This window comes from Bacillota bacterium (assembly GCA_012842395.1).
In the GTDB taxonomy this organism is placed as follows: domain Bacteria; phylum Bacillota; class SHA-98; order UBA4971; family UBA4971; genus UBA6256.
In genome coordinates this window covers 1-14,731 of record DUSX01000009.1, presented here as the reverse complement: position 1 = coordinate 14,731, position 14,731 = coordinate 1, and the positions used below count along the sequence as shown (strand labels likewise).

At 62.7% G+C, this 14,731-nt stretch carries 11 protein-coding genes and 1 rRNA gene; 11 read left to right on the top strand and 1 reads right to left on the bottom strand.

What is annotated here, in order from left to right; all coding sequences use genetic code 11:
- The first annotated feature begins 336 nt into the window (after positions 1 to 336).
- The 9 genes from dnaN to GX515_03500 all read left to right on the top strand — a co-directional run bounded on the left by dnaN (position 337) and on the right by GX515_03500 (position 11,608).
- A complete protein-coding gene (gene dnaN, locus GX515_03540; protein ID HHY32089.1) occupies positions 337 to 1,566 on the top strand; it encodes a DNA polymerase III subunit beta in 1,230 nt (409 codons plus the stop codon).
- A complete protein-coding gene (locus GX515_03535) occupies positions 1,563 to 1,880 on the top strand; it encodes an RNA-binding S4 domain-containing protein (protein ID HHY32088.1) in 318 nt (105 codons plus the stop codon). Before dnaN ends, GX515_03535 begins: the two co-directional genes overlap by 4 nt.
- Complete coding sequence (recF, locus tag GX515_03530; protein HHY32087.1) at positions 1,870 to 3,024, top strand: DNA replication/repair protein RecF; 1,155 nt, start codon at positions 1,870 to 1,872, stop codon at positions 3,022 to 3,024. The genes GX515_03535 and recF overlap by 11 nt, the downstream gene beginning before the upstream one ends.
- Before the next feature lies 1 nt (position 3,025).
- A complete protein-coding gene (locus tag GX515_03525) occupies positions 3,026 to 3,577 on the top strand; it encodes a DUF721 domain-containing protein (protein ID HHY32086.1) in 552 nt (183 codons plus the stop codon).
- A gap of 139 nt (positions 3,578 to 3,716) precedes the next feature.
- Positions 3,717 to 3,980 (top strand): hypothetical protein, encoded by a 264-nt coding sequence (locus tag GX515_03520; protein HHY32085.1) that lies wholly within the window; start codon positions 3,717 to 3,719, stop codon positions 3,978 to 3,980.
- Positions 3,981 to 4,608: 628 nt separating this feature from the next.
- Positions 4,609 to 6,585, top strand: a complete 1,977-nt coding sequence (gene gyrB / locus GX515_03515; protein HHY32084.1) for a DNA topoisomerase (ATP-hydrolyzing) subunit B — start codon at positions 4,609 to 4,611, stop codon at positions 6,583 to 6,585.
- Positions 6,586 to 6,673: 88 nt separating this feature from the next.
- Positions 6,674 to 9,109, top strand: coding sequence for a DNA gyrase subunit A (gene gyrA, locus GX515_03510; GenBank protein HHY32083.1), 2,436 nt, complete (start codon positions 6,674 to 6,676; stop codon positions 9,107 to 9,109).
- Between the two features lie 23 nt (positions 9,110 to 9,132).
- A complete protein-coding gene (locus tag GX515_03505; GenBank protein HHY32082.1) occupies positions 9,133 to 9,789 on the top strand; it encodes an archease in 657 nt (218 codons plus the stop codon).
- A 361-nt stretch (positions 9,790 to 10,150) separates the two neighbouring features.
- A complete protein-coding gene (locus GX515_03500; protein ID HHY32081.1) occupies positions 10,151 to 11,608 on the top strand; it encodes an RtcB family protein in 1,458 nt (485 codons plus the stop codon).
- Positions 11,609 to 11,804: 196 nt separating this feature from the next.
- On the opposite strand, the gene GX515_03495 is transcribed toward GX515_03500, so the two are convergent.
- Positions 11,805 to 12,575 (bottom strand): DUF4363 family protein, encoded by a 771-nt coding sequence (locus GX515_03495; protein ID HHY32080.1) that lies wholly within the window; start codon positions 12,573 to 12,575, stop codon positions 11,805 to 11,807.
- 374 nt (positions 12,576 to 12,949) lie between these two features.
- Between GX515_03495 and GX515_03490 the strand changes: the two genes are divergently transcribed.
- Together GX515_03490 and GX515_03485 are read left to right on the top strand one after the other, a co-directional pair.
- A complete protein-coding gene (locus GX515_03490; GenBank protein ID HHY32079.1) occupies positions 12,950 to 14,461 on the top strand; it encodes a hypothetical protein in 1,512 nt (503 codons plus the stop codon).
- A 156-nt stretch (positions 14,462 to 14,617) separates the two neighbouring features.
- Positions 14,618 to 14,731: ribosomal RNA gene (locus GX515_03485) — 16S ribosomal RNA — on the top strand; the annotation flags it as partial.

The window sequence follows — 14,731 nt, the reverse complement described above, 5'->3', positions numbered from 1 at the left end:
GACCTGTTTATAATGTGGACAGATCGTGCCGAAAATCCACAGGTTTGTCCACACCTAGACGCCGCGCCGCGCAACGGATCGCGGGGCTTATCCACAAATCCACAGGCCCTACTACTGGTACTAGAAAACTGTACACGTACTAAGAATGAGATCCGGAGTACGGTCCTGTGGAAAACCGCCTCACGTGATCGGCCTCTCATACCCAACCACAGCGACACGGGAATGCTGGGTTCTGCCGCATCCTGTGAGGTCAGCCCGGGGGAAAAAGCCAACAAAGCCGTCGCGGGGTTGCGGAGACTCGACGACCGCCGCGAATGAGAGGGGGACCTGACAAGCGTGGATAACCTTGATCAGATGGAGCAGTCAACTATCGAGACAGCAGGTTCAGAAGAGGGGAGACCGGTCGGATACCCGATTCGCCTTTCGTGTGACCGGGACGATTTGGCCTCGGCAGTGGCCACGGTGCAGCGCGCCGTGTCCGCCCGGACTACCCTGCCCATACTCTCGGGCGTGCTGATGGAGACCACGTCCGAAGGCCTTCGTCTCGTGGGGACCGACCTTGAGCTTTCCGTGGAGACGTACATGCCTGTGAGCGTCACGTCCGCGGCTGCGATGGTGCTCCCGGCCCGCTACTTGGGAGAGATAGTGAAGCGCCTTCCCGCTAGTGAGGTTACGATCGATTTCGATCCAGGCAACCGGGTTGCAACGATCTCCAGCGGCAAAGCGGTGTACAGCATCAACTCCATGGACCCCGCCGAGTTTCCCCTGTTTCCTCAGGTCGAGGGGGACGTATGCTGGAGCGTTCCGGGAAGGGATCTCGCCGAGTTCGTGAGGCAGACGTCGTTCGCAGCGGCCGTGGACGAGAATCGTCCCTTCCTGACCGGTGTGCTCGTGTCGATCGGGGCCGGCGAGGCGAGGCTCGTTGCGACTGACACATTCAGGCTTGCCCTCCGTAAAGTGGGGTTGGACGGCGGACAGACCGGCACCGCCGCGGGTTACCCCGAACGCGGCGCGGTCCAGATGATCGTCCCTGCCAGGGCCTTCGGCGAGGTCGGCAGGATCGTCCAGGGCGAGGCCGCACAGGTGGAGGTGCACGCCTCCGCCAACCAGGTGGCCTTCAGGTGCCGCACGACGACCATCGTTAGCCGGCTCATCGACGGGCAATTCCCCAACTACGAGCGGGTGATTCCAAAGGTGTGGAAGAGTCGTCTGCTCTTGAAGAGGGCAAGTCTCCTGGAGGCTGTCGAACGCGTCGCGGTGCTCGGGAAGGACGAATTCGGCACTGTCAAGCTAGGGTATGGGGGAGAGACCCTCACGATCACCGCCAACGCGCCCGAGGTAGGCACGGCTTTCGAGGAGATAGCGGTCTCGAGGAGCGAGGGAGAGGCAGGCGAGACGACTCTCCGCGCGCGGTACCTTCTGGACGTGCTGCGAGCCGTGGGCGATGACGAGCTTGTCCTCGAGGTCACGGGGCCCGTGAGCCCGGTGGTCGTAAAGCAACCGCGACCTGAAGGGGCCGGCAGTGAGTACCTGTACCTCATAATGCCGGTGACGGTGAACGCATGACAGTCGCGAAAGAGCCGACGAGAGTCCACATCTCTGGTGACACGATCAGGCTCGACCAGTTTCTGAAGTGGGCCGGCGTAGCCCAGACCGGGGGCCAAGCGAAAGCCGTGGTCCTGGACGGCTGGGTTTGCGTGAACGGCGAGCAGGAGCTGCGCCGCGGAAGAAAGCTCCACCCCGGCGACATCGTTGCTGTGACCGTCACAGGAAATGACGGGACGGTTGATGGCCAGGGAAGGCGTCCGGTGAAAACCTTCGAGGTTGTGGGCGCGCGAGAGGGCGTTGTGGGCGCGGGAGAGGGCAGCGATGGTCCTTGAGAGGCTGAAGCTCAGGCATTTCCGGAATTACGTCACGGCAGACCTGGAGCTATTTCCCGGGAAAAACGTGCTATCGGGCAACAACGGGCAGGGCAAGACCAACGTCCTGGAGGCCGTGTATCTCTGCGGCACCGGGTCGTCCTACCGGACGGTGCGTGACGCTGACCTCATCACGTGGGGCGAGAGCGCCTTCTACGCGGCATGTCGCTTCATCCGTAGAAAGGAGCCTCTCGTCGTGGAGGTAGGTTGCACGCGTGAAGCCGGTAAGACCGTGAAGATAAACGGCGTTCCGCAGGACTCGGCCTTTGAGAACATCTGCGCGGCGAACATCGTAGTGTTCGGCCCGGACGACCTTCGGATGATCAAAGGCGGCCCGATGGAACGGCGCCGCTTCCTCGACACGGAGATAGGTGCGGTGAGCGAGTCGTATCGCAGAGACCTCTCGGCGTACCGTAGGATCCTGGCACAGAGAAACGCCTATCTCAAGGAGAGGCGCTACGACTCCCCGCCAGCCGGCAAGCCTGACCCCGCCCTGGACGTGTGGGACGAGCAGCTCGCTGCCGCGGGCACCCGTGTCATGCTGAAGAGAGCCGAGGCGATAAGAAAGCTCTCGGTGCTCGCCAAGGTCGCGCATCGGCACATATCCCCGGACGGCACCCTTGAAATGGTCTATCGGCCCTCCGTCTTCGTGAACGTGGGAGCTGCTGCAAAAACGCGGGGCGAGGAAGGAGACACGGCGCGCAGGTGGGAGGAGGCTTTCCACCGCGAGCTCGAGAAGGCCCGTCCCGAGGAACTGGCGAGAGGTGTCACGCTCGTGGGCCCTCACCGGGACGAGGTGGCTTTCGTCGTCGACGGCGTGGACATGAGGGTCTTCGGCTCTCAGGGTCAGCAGCGCTCGGTCCTGCTTGCGGTGAGGCTGGGCGAGCTCGAATTCGTGAAGAGCGAGGTCGGGGAGGATGCCATCCTGCTGCTGGATGATGTTTCCAGCGAGCTGGACCCGGGAAAGAGACAACGACTCTGGGAGTATCTCAATGACCGCGTGCAGACTATCGTCACAACCACCGACGAGAAGCTGCTGGGTGACATGGGTGGGCCGCTCAAGCGATTCCGGGTGGAGGCAGGGCGAGTGGAAGAGGTGAGCTGAGGTGGTGCGGCTGCAGCAGGCGCTTGATGGAGGCCTGAAACGCCTCGGCATTATGAGACAGGTGAGGCGAGCGCGGGCCGTCGACGTCTGGACAGAGGTCGTGGGGCCTGCTGCCGCTCAAGCGTCGAGAGCTTTGAGTTGCCGGGACGGTGTTCTTTTCGTGGCCGTGAAGAGCTCGGTCTGGGCGAACGAGCTCTCGCTCTTGAAGGCGGACATCATCAAGAAGCTCAACCGACAGCTCGGACGCGGCACGATCGTGGACATCCGGTTCCAGGCGAGGAGCCTGGGAAGGGACCGACGTTGCGACGAGAACGCAGCCCGGTGCGACGCAAGCGAGAGCAGCGGGCCCGGCGCAGGCGCGCCGAACGGCCGGCGCGGGCGCGGGGAGTCTCGCACGGACGCGCTCGCCAGCGCCGAAATGAAGGAGATCCAGGCTCTTGCTGCGGCGATCGCCGACCCTGAAGTGAGGGCGGCCTTCACCCGAGCTGCAATGGCGGCCGCGCTCAGGGCACGCCAAGACATGGACCTGGGCGGGCCGGCGAACGTGGGGTGAGTTCGGGATGACTGGGTAGCGATCGGGCTCGAGGTGAAGCGAATGGGCCTAGACTCCGTGCGTGGTGTGACAAGGGCGAGACGCACCGATACATGAGGGGCTGATGCAGTTGTTTCTACACATAGGAGGACAGGTAAGCGTGGCCGTCAAGGATCTCGTGGCCATGCTGGATATCGATATTGCGAGGAAATCTCCTCTTTTGGCGGAATTCTTGGCTAAGAGCGGCGCCGGGCAGAGGTTTTCGCCTATGGACGGGCAAGAGGCCAAGTGCGCCGTGATCACGCCGTCTGCCGTGTACTTGTCGCCGATATCACTCGCAACCCTACGCCGGCGCCTCGAAGCTGGTTACACGGATCCCCAGGCAGCTGCCGGGGGTGACGCGGGTGCCGAGGGCGAGGAGTGAGCGAGACCGCCCGGCCTTGCCCGGCCTTGTCCAACCCCGCACTCCGGACTCCGGCCTCGGCCTGGTCTCGTTGACAAGGGTCCGGCGGTATAATAACATAAATGCAGCGCGCTGCGGCGGGTTGACGTCGAACCTACGTTTGGTATAATGGTGCGGGGCTGCTCTGTTGCGGGAACCGTGATGATGACATCACGGTTCTTGACGGTTCAAAGACAAGCTCTAGCTATAAGTAGGGGCGGTGGGGGCCGTTGAGCGGCGCCAGCCCAACCAGTCTGTGCCACCCTGGCGCGGTTGAAGCCGACGAGGCCGTCGCCGGGATTGTCCGAATTGGCACCTGATTGGGACCTGCTGGGGAAGTTCAACAGTCTCGTGCAGGAGCGCTCCCGGCTGTTCCCGACTGTTAGGAAGGGCTGCCGGTGATTGGGTGATTGCACGATGGATGTCAGTTGCCCGTCACTGGCCTCGAGGGCCGGATTCCGACGAGGCGCGTCCCGCTTGAGGCGTCGGCCGTCGGCCCCTAGTGCGATGTCCGCAGCCCGGCGACCACCCGAAGTGAGACAGGTGCTGGCATAGTCTCAGATAACGTGCTCCCAACCAACAACCTCGTAATGGAAAGTGCGGCGGTATCATGAGTAATGTCATCGGCAGTGGAGGGAACAATCAAGCCCGCTACGGGGCCGCGCCAGGCGCCCATCCAGATAGAGCCCATGTTGACGCGCCGTACGGCGCGGAGCAGATCCAGGTGCTCGAAGGCCTCGAGGCCGTTCGGAAAAGGCCGAGCATGTATATCGGCAGCACCGGCGTGCGCGGGCTGCACCAGCTTGCCTACGAGGTCGTCGACAACAGCATCGACGAGGCCCTCGCGGGTTACTGCGACGCTATAGATGTGACCATCGGGAAGGACGGCTCTCTCCGAGTGGTCGACAACGGCAGGGGCATCCCGGTTGATATTCATCCGAAAACCGGGAGGCCAGCCGTTGAGGTGGTCCTCACGGTGCTTCACGCCGGAGGAAAGTTCGACGGCGGCGCGTATCGGGTCTCCGGTGGGCTCCATGGCGTGGGCGTATCAGTGGTGAACGCCCTTTCCGAGTGGCTCGAGGTTGAGGTGCGCTCTGGCGGTAAAGTATACTACCAGCGCTACCAGCGAGGAAAGCCCGTCACCGATCTCAAGGTGAAAGGAACCGCTGACAGCACGGGCACGACGATTACGTTCCTACCCGACCGCAAGATCTTCGAGACGATAGAGTTCAATTTCGACATCCTTGTCCATCGTCTGCGCGAGCTGGCGTTCCTCAGCCGTGGCGTGAAGATCAGCCTCTCGGATGAGCGGGACGGAAAAAGAGTCGAGTTCCAGTACGACGGGGGCATCGTTTCCTTCGTCGAGCACCTAAACAAGAACAGGGATCCCATTCACCCTGAGATATTCTACGTGTCGCGTGACGTCGGCGATGCCACGGTGGAGGTCGCCCTTCAGTACAACGATGGGTACGTGGACAACACGTTCTCATTCGCCAACTTCATCAACACTACCGAAGGCGGCACGCATTTGAGCGGCTTCCGCTCGGCGCTCACGCGTACCATCAACGACTACGCCAGAAAGACGGGGATGCTGAAGGAGAACGAGGAAAACCTCACCGGCGATGACGTGAGGGAGGGCCTTACCGCGGTCGTGAGCGTGAAACTGCTCGCGCCGCAGTTCGAGGGGCAGACGAAGACGAAGCTCGGCAACACCGAGATTCGGGGGATCGTCGACTCGGTGGTGGCCGAGGCTCTTGCGGAATTCTTCGAGGAGAGGCCGGCGAGCGCCAGGGCCATCGTGGAGAAATGCCTATCGGCCGCGCGCGCAAGGGAGGCTGCCCGGAAAGCCAAGGAGCTGACTCGACGCAAGACCGCGCTCGAAGTGTCATCGCTCCCCGGGAAGCTCGCTGACTGTTCGATGCGCGAGCCTGAGCTGTGCGAACTGTTCCTGGTGGAGGGGGAGTCCGCGGGAGGCAGCGCCAAGCAAGGCCGCGACAGGCGCTTTCAGGCCATCATGCCGCTGCGCGGCAAGATCCTGAACGTTGAGAAGGCGCGCCTCGACAAGATCCTCGCCAATGAGGAGATCAGGGCGATGATAACGGCCCTCGGAACGGGCGTCGGCGACGACTTTGACCCGTCCAAGCTGCGTTACCGCAAGATCGTGGCGATGACCGATGCGGACGTGGACGGTGCGCACATTCGAACGCTGCTTCTGACCTTCTTCTATCGATACATGAGGCCGCTCATAGAGAACGGGAACGTGTATATCGCCCAGCCCCCGCTCTTCCGGGTGCGCCAGGGCAAGAAGGATTTTTACGCATACAGCGAGAGGGAGCTCGAAGCCATCCTGCAGAAAGTGGGCAGGCAGGGCGTGACCGTGCAGAGGTACAAGGGTCTCGGTGAGATGAACGCGGAGCAGCTCTGGGAGACAACGATGAACCCGGAGACGCGCACGATTCTTCAGGTTTCGCTCGAGGACGCGATGGCCGCGGACGAGATCTTTACCACGCTGATGGGCGACAAGGTGGAGCCGCGACGCGAGTTCATCCAGCAACACGCCAAGGAGGTCACTGACCTGGACATATAGCTTGAGGTGCTATGCCACGGCCCGTGGCGGTGCTGTGGGCGCGACGGTTTCAGATGAGCGCAAAGAGCGCGTAGGGAGGTCCTGACGCTTGGTTGAACCTAGGGACGGGAAGGTTATCCCCATAAACATAGAAGACGAGATGAAGCGGTCCTACCTCCTGTACTCGATGAGCGTGATAGTGGGCAGGGCGCTTCCCGACGTGCGGGACGGGCTCAAGCCCATCCACCGGCGTATCCTGTACGCCATGAACGAGCTCGGGCTTACGTCAGACAAGCCCCACCGCAAGTCGGCGACGATCGTGGGCGAGGTGATGGGCAAGTACCATCCACACGGTGACGCCGCGATATACGAGACGCTCGTAAGGATGGCGCAGGATTTTTCGCACAGGTACCCGCTCATAGACGGTCACGGGAACTTTGGTTCCATCGACGGGGATCCGCCGGCTGCCATGCGCTACACAGAAGCGCGCATGGCAAGGATCACTTCGAAGCTCCTTGCCGACATCGACAAGGACACGGTGGACTTCGTTCCCAACTTCGACGAGTCTTTGAAGGAGCCCACGGTGCTCCCTGCGCGATTCCCGAACCTCCTTGTCAACGGCTCGTCCGGCATCGCGGTGGGAATGGCCACGAACATCCCTCCTCACAATCTCGGCGAGGTCATAGATGCCGTGGTCATGCTCATAGACAACCCCGATGCGTCCATCAAAGAGCTTATGACGGTCATAAAGGGGCCGGATTTTCCCACGGGCGCTCTCATAATGGGCAGGGGCGGCATACGGGATGCCTACTCCACGGGCCGCGGATCCATCACGATCAGGGCACGTGCGAGGATCGAGACTTCCTCAAGTGGAAAGACCAGGATTCTCGTGACGGAGATCCCGTTCCAGGTGAATAAGGCGAGGCTCATAGAGAGCATAGCAGAGCTTGTGCGGGACAAGAAGATCGACGGCATCACGGACCTTCGCGACGAGAGCGACAGGGAGGGGATGCGCATAGTCATCGAGCTCCGCCGCGAGGCCAACCCGAACGTCGTCCTGAACCAGTTGTACAAGCACACGCAGATGGAGTCCACGTTCGGCGTCATCATGCTCGTGCTCGTGGACGGGCAGCCCAGGGTGCTCAACCTGAAGGAGACCCTCCATTACTACATCGAGCATCAGAGAGAGGTCGTCACGAGGCGGACCAAGTTCGAGTTGGCGAAGGCCGAGGAAAGGGCACACATCCTGGAAGGCCTGAAAATAGCCCTCGATAATCTCGACGCCATAATCACGCTCATCCGCGAGTCGCGGACGCCTGAGATAGCCAAGGAAGGACTCATGAAGACCTTCATGCTGTCCGACAAACAGGCCCAGGCCATCCTCGACATGAGGTTGCAGCGCCTCACGGGCCTTGAGCGCCAGAAGATCGAGGACGAGTATATCGACATCATCAAGCTCATAGCCAAGCTCAAGGGCATCCTTGCCGATGAGAAGAAGGTTCTCGAGGTCGTCAAGGAGGAGCTGTTGGCCCTGAAGGCCGAGTATGCCGATCCGCGCCGTACCGAGATCGCGGCAGCCGCGGGCAAGCTCGACGTCGAGGACCTCATCGCGGAGGAAGACATCGTGGTGACCCTGACCCATCAGGGCTACATCAAGAGACTGCCCTTGACGACCTACCGCAGCCAGCGCAGGGGCGGGCGTGGCGTGACCGGCATGAGCACGAAAGAGGAAGACTTCGTGGAGCATCTCTTCGTGACGACGACCCATGAGTACATCCTCTTCTTCACGAACAAAGGGAAGGTATACTCGGTCAAGGCGTATGAGGTGCCGGAGGCGAGCCGCCAGGCGCGGGGCACGGCGGTCGTGAACCTCATCGCCCTTTCTCCGGGGGAGAGCATCCGGGCGGTCATACCCATCCGGGATTTCGCTGACGACAAGTACCTTGTGATGGCCACGAGCCACGGTGTCATCAAGAAGACGGCGCTTTCGATGTATGATAACGTCAGGCGCTCCGGCGTCATCGCTATCGACCTTTCTGAGGGCGATGACCTCGTGAGCGTCAAGCTGACCTCAGGCGACCAGGAGCTCATCATCGTGACCGCCCAGGGCCAGTCGATCCGATTCAGGGAGAACGAGGTGCGGCCGCTCGGCCGGGTCGCGCGCGGTGTCAAGGCCATCTCGCTCTCCAAGGGCGACGCGGTGGTCGGCATGGACGTCGTGAGGCAAGGCTGCGACTTATTGGTCGTCACGGCGAACGGCTTCGGGAAGCGTACGCCCCTTGCGGAATACAGGCTCCAGTCTCGGGGAGGCAGGGGCATCAAGACTCTCAAGGTGACGCCCAAGACGGGGCCGGCTGCCGACGTCAAGGTTCTTACCAGCGACGACGAGCTGATGCTCATCTCGGCGGAAGGCATAATAATTAGGATGAACGCCGCCGACATCCCGCAACAGGGGCGATCTACCCAGGGCGTGCGCGTGATGAAGCTCGAGCCTGGTGACAAGGTCGTATCCCTCGCCCAGGTGGTGGGCAAGAACGGCGGCTGACGCTCGGGATGGTGGATGCTGCAGTGCCCAACTCGTACGAGATCCTGGAGCATACCGCCGACATCGGCATCCGCGCCTGGGGGCGCACGCTCGGGGAGGCGTTCGCGAATATGGCGATGGGCATGATGTCGCTCATCATCCCCGAGCACAGGCTCGTCCTCGAAAGAGACAAGAGGCGGGTCAGGGCATCCGCGACCGACTTGGAAGGTCTGCTCGTGGCCTGGCTTGAAGAGCTGGTTTACTTGGTCGACGCAGAGAGGTTTCTCGTCGCAAGGGTGGAGGAGATCTCGATAGTAGCCCCGGAGGGAGCGGGGCCAGGGCTTCAGCCGGGACATGCGGCCCGGCTCGCGACCGGCGGCGACTCCCCCAACACCCTGGACCTGGGCGCTGGTAGACCCGGGTCCAAGTGGTGCGCGGAGGGAGCCACTGAGAGCGCAGGCACCTGGGAGGTAAGCGCGCTGGTATGGGGCGAGAGTATAGACCCGGCGCGACATCCTCTGGAGATCGAGATAAAGGGCGTTAGTTACCACATGCTCAAGGTTGAGAGAATCGCCGAGCCGCCAGGAGAACGTGCCGGAGAGCCGGCGGCGGCGGCACGAGGCGCGCGAGGGGTAGCCTGCCGCCCGGCCCGGGAAGGTCGCAGCGATGCGTGGATGGCGCAGGCCATATTCGACGTCTAGGTGTGGCGCCATGAGTTTTCGTCTCCTTGCTTGACGGCGCCAGGGTTGCCGGTGGTTGCACGAGCGCGACGGGGCTTGGAGAATTCAGGTGCCTCGCGCGCCGAATTCGGACCAGGCGCGCCGCGCGCCGCAAGCGCGGCGCCCCGGCAGGACAAGGCTGGCAACGCTGGGCGAGACACGCGCGCCGAAGAGCGGCGGGGACTTCAGCCGATGTATTCGGATCCGCATATTCGGATCCAGATGGCAAGGCCGCCAATCCAAGACGGGACTTCGGGGCTGGAAACGGGCGTGACGATGCTGTCACGGTGTGCTTGGATCGGGCAGATCCAGGACTATCCGGGAACTCAGGAGGCGCATTGCGATGGCTGACGGATGGAAAGGCCCTCTTGAGCGGGTGGACGAGTTTCGCTGGCGCATCCCAGTGACCTACAAGGCGGGCATGAGGGTGCCCGGCATGATCTACGCGGACGAACGGCACGTGGACCATATCCGCGAGGATCAGGCTCCCGAGCAGGTTGCTAACGCTGCTTTTCTGCCGGGCATGGTGGGCATGTCCCTTGCTATGCCCGACATTCATTGGGGTTACGGATTCGCGATAGGCGGCGTGGGGGCGACCCTCGCTGACGAAGGGGCCATCTCACCAGGCGGCGTCGGATTCGACATAAACTGCGGCGTGCGGCTCCTCCGAACCAACCTCTTCGAGGACGAGGTGCGTGCGTGCCTCGAGCCTCTGGTGAACCAGCTCTTTCGGGATATTCCGTCGGGCGTGGGTTCGACCGGCGTGATCAAGCTGGGGAAGAACGACACGGCCGAGGTCCTCGAGAAGGGCGCGCTCTGGGCGGTGGAGAACGGATACGGTTGGCCGCGGGACCTCGATCACACAGAAGAACGCGGCGCCATGAAGGGCGCTGACGCAGGCAAGGTAAGCGACAAAGCCATAAAGCGAGGCATGCCACAGCTCGGCACGCTCGGCTCGGGCAACCACTTTCTAGAGGTCCAGGTGGTGGACCAGGTCTTCGATAGCGCGTTGGCCGAGAGGTTCGGGCTTTCCGTTGGACAAGTCGTGGTGATGATCCATTCTGGTTCGCGCGGCCTCGGCCACCAAGTGTGCACCGATTACCTCGCCAGGATGGAGCAAGCCATAAAGAAGTACGGGATCACCATTCCCGATCGGCAGCTCGCCTGTGCTCCCTTGAGTTCGCCGGAGGGACGGGACTATTTCGCGGCCATGGCGTGCGCCGCCAACTATGCCTGGGCGAACCGTCAGTGCATCATGCACTGGACGCGCGAGGCTTTCGCGAAAGTGTTCAGGCGCTCGCCGGAAGACCTCGGCATGGAGCTTATCTACGACGTGGCGCACAACATCGCAAAGATCGAGGATCATGTGGTGGACGGAAAGAGGCGTCGTGTGTGCGTCCACCGCAAGGGCGCGACCAGGGCGTTTCCGGCGGGCCATCCCGACGTGCCCGCGGACTATCGCGAGACCGGGCAGCCCGTGCTAGTTCCGGGTGACATGGGCCGCAACTCTTACCTCCTCGTCGGGACGCAGCGCGCGATGGAGGAGACGTTTGGTTCGACCTGCCACGGTGCCGGACGCGTCATGAGCAGGGCGGCGGCGAAAAAGGCGGTGAGCGGCGCTGCGCTCCAGGCTGAGTTACGGGAGCGCGGGATCATCGTCAAGGCCGCCAGCAGGGGTGCGCTTGCGGAGGAGACGCCCGAAGCGTACAAAGACGTGAACGAGGTGGTGCATGTCTGTCACGGGGCAGGCATCTCCCACAAAGTCGCACGAATGAAGCCGCTTGGGGTCGTCAAGGGATAGCTCTCAGTCGGAGGATAGCGGATACCTCTCATCCGTCTCATGCGTCGGCTCCGCCGGAGCGGCGAGGTAATCCAAGGGTAATGCAAGACAATGAGACAACATAAGCGCCGGCGGCCTGCCGCTCACCTCGCGTTTCACGTTCGCGTGAGTCCGCGGCCAGGCCCCGGCGCATCTTGTTCCCGCGTTTCCCCCATGTCTATCCTGAAGTCGTCCCGCGGGTAGGGGCCACCTTGAACTTGCGTGCCGTCGTCTTGAGCTCCGCTAGATCCTGCCTGGCACCGGCTTCATTCTTCGCTCGGATGTTTGCTCTGAGCCTGTCCAGGCGCGTGTCGAACGTCGTGACGTCCTTCGTCGTGTTGGTGCTGGTCACACGGGGACGAAGCGATTCCCAGGTGGTGCGAAGCCTCGAAGACTCCTTGTCCGCGGCCGTCCAGTCCTTGCGCCGCACAGCGTCCTCGACCCTGTTCAGGTCGCGCTCCAGATCCGTGACGGTCGGAGCCGAACGCGTCGGCGATGGAGTAGGCGTAGTAGGTGCGGGCCTCGTGGGCGCAGGGCGTGTCGGCGCGGGGGTTCTCGCGTACCTCAGTCCGGCGAACACAGCTATGACCACCACGAGCGCACCGATTATCCAGGCGCTCGTGTTCACCCGTCCTCGTCTATTGTTGCCGTTTCCGGCGCCTCTGGTTGAGCCGTTGCCGTTCGCTCCGCCCCCAGCCGAGACCTGCTCGGCGCTGTTACCACCTGCTCTGTCATCTGAAGATAGACGGTCGTCCACGTGATCACCTCCTCGAACAGTATTATCTGCCGGGCATCTACGGATAATGCGCTGCGACCGGTGAGTAGCGACGGGGCAGAGAGAGTCGATGCCTGGGCGATGTTTCGCGGCGCCTCGTCCGAATTCACGTTCACGCCGCAGTCTCCCCAAGTTCCGGTCGCCTCGCCGGGCGAGGACCAGGCAGCCGCCCAAGCACTGTCCAAGAAAGGAGACCAAAGCTCAGGGCACTATGGTTAGAGGTGTGCTTGTCCACGCCCTGAGCTCGTGCGCGTCAGCGATGCGAGGTTTACATAATGCGCCGAACGTGGTATTATTGCTGCGTTCTACGTATGGCGCCACAAGTCTTCGTCTCCGTTCTTGACGGCACGGCGTTAGGGTTGCCGGTACTTGCACGACGGGGCGTGGAGAATTCGGCTGTCTTAAGCGCCTGATTCCAACGAGGCGCGCCGCAACCACTCCGTCCCCGGAGGGCAAGGCCGATAAGCCTTGGGCAGGACCCCTCCGCCGAAAAGTAGCGCGAACTCTTGGCGGCATACCTAGTTACAGTGGGAGGGAGAGACTGACACGTGTCCGCTCGGGTTGTAAGCGCACGCCAGGCCGGGTGTGCCCTGAGGAATATCAAAGTGACAAGCAAGGTGCGGGAATGGTCGGCAGGCCGCGCGAAGAGACTCGGGATCATTGCGGCGCTGCTTCTCACAGCCGTCTTGACAGTCCTAGCGGTGGCGTGGGCCCGCTCTTCTTGGGCGACCGCCGTGCCTACGGAGTCTAGCGGGCTCACGCTGGGTCGACCCGGGCGGGAGGCCGGAGCGGCGGCTGAGCGCGGCACAATCGTCCCAGCGCCGGTGGCAGGCTGCGGCTTTTGGGAAAGCCGCAGCGGCGGGAGCGCCGAGGACGTTGCTGGCGCGCAGGACATCGGGACCGCTGGGGCCGTCGAGGGCGACCGCGAGGCCCGAGAGACGCCGTTCGCGGGGACTGCGCCCGCAACGGCGCAGAGCCCGGTGAACGATCCGGCGATCGGGCAGGGCGCGGGGTTTCTGGACTGGTTCGAGCGGGACGTAAAGTACCTGCGGACCCTGGGCCAGACCTTGGGCGCGCTCTCGGGGCGCGGGTATGCCGGTCTGGACGACCGTGCGGTCCTCCTGAGCCGGATATCTTGCGAGATCGCGCGACTTCGCGAAGCCATCGCGTATCTCGATGAGCGCCCTTCGTACCGTGACCCGGACCTGGGGTTCTCGGTATACGACACCCAAGCAACCGGCTGGTTGCACGTCCTGGATGTGGCGCTCCGCACACGAGAGGACCTCTTGTCTGCGCTTCGGTCCCCGTTGACAGGATGGCTGAGCGCAGCGCGCGAGCGTGCAGTCTGCGACGCGGCAGCTCAAGAGGCGGCTTCGCTGTACCGCCTGAGCGACGGCACTCCCCTATATGACGCGGACCCGTCGAGGCTTCCACAGGTGGACGAGGTCGTGAGAACGCTGCGGGCCATGGACCTGCCTCGTCCTGCGTTCGATGGTTACCGGGTGTACCTGCTCCCGCTTTCAATGGGCGACGTGAGCGGCCTCGGGGCGGAAGGGTACACGCTCATCGGAGCGGCGGCCGCGGGACGTGAGGTCATAGCGAACCAGGTCGCGGTCACGGTTGCGCACGAGTTCGGTCACCATATACAGCTCAGCGCGCTCGGCCCGACATATGCTGCCAATCCGACGACCTGGAGCCGCTACATGTCGCTGCGCGGCATACGCGGCTGGGCGGCGGACGGCAAAGTGAACACCGAAGCCTGGGCGTCGTCGCCGGAGGAGACGTTTGCCGAGGACGTACGGGTGCTCTTCGGTCCGCCGGAGGCGTCACGAGAGCCATTCGGAACGGCATATGCTGATCCCAGGAGCGACCCCGAGCTCGCCGCAAAAGCGCGCGAGTTCATTGCAGCGCAGGCGGCCGCGGTGCGATCCGGCGATTCCGGGACACCGTTTGGAGACGGTGCGCTGGCGGGCGGGGCATCGGGTGACATCGGGTCTAGCTTGGCAATTGTCAAAGCGCTGTTGAGGAGTTGTTACGAGAGAATTGCCGCCGGGCCTTGACACAGGCTTAGGTCCGTGGTAATATCAAAAAGCGGCAGAGGTACAGCTCTGCCGCCGAAGTTGGCTTTGCTCCTTGAAAACTAAACAGTGAGCTAAGGCAAGGTGTGGTTTTGATTTAGAGCTTGTGTGAGGGAGCTAGAGATAGCTCTTCGGGTATTTTACGGAGAGTTTGATCCTGGCTCAGGACGAACGCTGGCGGCGTGCCTAATACATGCAAGTCGAGCGGGGGTGTTGAGGTAGCTTGCTACCGAGGCATCCTAGCGGCGGACG

Bases quoted from the DNA above. Each gene is read 5' to 3' on its own strand.
- GX515_03535 (HHY32088.1), top strand. From the start codon at position 1,563: ATGACAGTCGCGAAAGAGCCGACGAGAGTCCACATCTCTGGTGACACG.
- recF (HHY32087.1), top strand. From the start codon at position 1,870: ATGGTCCTTGAGAGGCTGAAGCTCAGGCATTTCCGGAATTACGTCACG.
- gyrB (HHY32084.1), top strand. From the start codon at position 4,609: ATGAGTAATGTCATCGGCAGTGGAGGGAACAATCAAGCCCGCTACGGG.
- GX515_03500 (HHY32081.1), top strand. From the start codon at position 10,151: ATGGCTGACGGATGGAAAGGCCCTCTTGAGCGGGTGGACGAGTTTCGC.